Below are 2,541 nucleotides of genomic sequence, written 5' to 3'. Positions count from 1 at the left end.
GAACAGGGAGCGATGCGGCCCCATATTTCCCATCGTTTCTCCCTGAATGATACAGCAAAGGCCTTCGCCGTGCTCGAAAACCGCCAAGCGATTGGCCGAGTGGTCGTGGAGATGTTCGCAAGCACCTGATCTTTGTGTGTTTTTATTGCTTGTCGTCACAATAAAATTATTGATTTCTGTCCATATGTTGGCAAACGTGCTAGGAAGTACGGGACGAAACAACAAACGAAATAGGGGAAGCTAAATGGACGGGATGCGAATAGGCAATTATGCCTTTGATTCAGAATTACTGATGGCATGGGGCGAAAAACTGGGCATAGCCTTGGTAATTCTAATCGGTACATGGGCGTTGGCAAAGGCCGCAAAATGGACCTTTGCCAAGCTGGTAGACAATGTGAAGTTCCTGCAGCGTGACACATCGACCGGCACTTCTGTCGGAGAGTCACTGGGCAAGATTGTATCCTTGCTGATCTGGCTGTTCGGTCTTCTCATCATCCTCCGGGTTCTCGGATTGGGCGGCGTCGACGCACCCATACAGACATTGCTCAACAGCATCATGGGCTTCGTTCCCAATCTGTTGGGTGCTGCAATCATATTCTTTATCGGAATAGTCGTGGCACGGATTGTCAGGGACCTGGTTGTAACATTCTTGCAGACCGTGGACTTTGACAAATGGGCCAATCGCGGCGGTATTGACGCCGTCACGGGCAATTCGACGATCAGCAGAACCATTGGAACCATCATCTATGTCCTGATCATCATTCCGATCGCGATACTTGCTCTGGAAGCGTTGAATCTGGAATCGGTTTCCGGACCAGCCAGCGACATGCTTCGCATGATCCTTGCAGCCATTCCGAACATTATCGGTGCAGCGATCATCCTGGGTATCGGCTATCTGATCAGCAAGTTCGTTGTTCAGATCATCACCGAAATCCTGCCCGGTCTGGGTGTCGATCAATCGGTAGCGGCTCTCGACATCTTGCCAGCAAAAACGTCGTTGACGGCGGTATTGGCAAGAATTGCTCAGGTAGCAATCATGCTATTCTTCGCAATCGCGGCGATGCGCCTGCTCGGATTTGCAGAACTGACATCAATCCTTGATCAGGTTCTCGAACTCGGCGGACGGGTCATCTTCGGTTCGATCGTGATCGCGGTGGGTTTCCTGATTGCCAATCTGCTGTCCAAAATTGTGGGCGGTACGGATGAAGGCAGCATGGCGTCCACCATTGTGCGCTATGCAACGATCATCCTCTTCACTTTCATGGGCTTGCAGTTCATGGGTGTTGGACAGGAAATCGTTCAGACGGCCTTTACCGCATTGGTCATTGGCGGCGCAGCAGCAGCAGCACTGGCCTTTGGCTGGGGCGGACGGCACGTGGCTGGAAAGGTGCTGGAAGATCTCCACGCCAACCCGCCGAAACCAAAAGCACCCGCGGCTCGCAAACCTGCGGCACGGAAACCGGTTGCCAAGAAATAGGCACTGGTTAGAAAATCAAAGAACGAGGGCGGGTCCGATGGACCTGCCCTTTTCTTTTGTCGGCCTGATCCGCTAGAGAAAAGCCGTGCGATCCTTCTCCCATTTTGCCTGCGTCGACTGGTCCGGCGCCAAGACCGAGCGGCCGGATGGCATTGCGGTGGCAGTGATCGGGCCAGACCAACGCCCTTCCCTGTTATCGCCCGCACCGCGCTGGTCCCGGCCCGACGTCCTGGCCTGGCTGCTGCGCCTCGCAGAATCGGAACAGGACATTATGATCGGCTTTGATCTGTCGATGGCGCTGCCATTTCTCGACATGGGCAGCTATCTTCCACAATGGGACGAGAGCCCGGACGATGCCAAATCGCTTTGGAACCAGGTCGACGCCCTGTGCGGCAATGATCCCCATTTGAACGTCACCAGCTTTCTCGAACACCCGCAGGCAAGCCGGCATTTTCGTCACAGCCGCGACCATGTCGGCGACCTGTTCGGTGGCGGTATAGGTCGATTGCGCGAAGTTGAACGTTATCAGCGCACGACCGGACAGGCCAACAGCGCCAGTTGCTTTAATCTTGTAGGAGCCGCACAGGTCGGAAAATCGAGTCTCACCGGGATGCGGATGCTGCACCAGCTAGGCGGCGTCATTCCGGTCTGGCCATTTGATCCGGTTCCCGACCATGGCCCCGTCATCGTCGAGATTTACACCACGGTCGCAGCGCTGGCGGCGGGCCTTCCGAAAGGTAGAAGCAAAGTTCGCGATCGCGCCGGTCTTGCAACTGCCCTCGCTGGACTAAACACAGCTCCGCCCGCCAGGCTCAGGCGATATGACGACCACAGCACCGATGCGCTGATTACAGCCTCATGGATGAAGCAGGTTGCAAGCGATCGGTCGCTTTGGAACCCGCCCGCCATGACCGAAGAGATCGCGCAAAAAGAGGGCTGGACCTTTGGCGTGGTTTGACGCTAATAGCGCCCATCAAATCCAGTGCATGCCGAATTAGCTCAGCTGGTAGAGCAACCGCCTTGTAAGCGGTAGGTCATCCGTTCGAGTCGGATATTCGGCACCA

3 protein-coding genes and 1 tRNA gene are annotated in these 2,541 nt (G+C 55.3%); all 4 read left to right on the top strand.

The annotated features are described in order from the left end of the window. The first annotated feature begins 12 nt into the window (after positions 1-12). Complete coding sequence (locus WBM93_RS00930; protein WP_424427243.1) at positions 13-129, top strand: zinc-binding dehydrogenase; 117 nt, start codon at positions 13-15, stop codon at positions 127-129. A gap of 115 nt (positions 130-244) precedes the next feature. Then, a complete protein-coding gene (locus WBM93_RS00925; protein ID WP_424427241.1) occupies positions 245-1,477 on the top strand; it encodes a mechanosensitive ion channel in 1,233 nt (410 codons plus the stop codon). 85 nt (positions 1,478-1,562) lie between these two features. Then, positions 1,563-2,435, top strand: coding sequence for a hypothetical protein (locus WBM93_RS00920; RefSeq protein ID WP_424427239.1), 873 nt, complete (start codon positions 1,563-1,565; stop codon positions 2,433-2,435). 30 nt (positions 2,436-2,465) lie between these two features. Next, a tRNA-Thr gene (locus WBM93_RS00915) sits at positions 2,466-2,541 on the top strand.

This window comes from Parasphingorhabdus sp., assembly GCF_049667325.1.
Taxonomy (GTDB): Bacteria; Pseudomonadota; Alphaproteobacteria; order Sphingomonadales; family Sphingomonadaceae; genus Parasphingorhabdus.
This window is presented reverse-complemented; position numbering and strand designations above follow the sequence as displayed.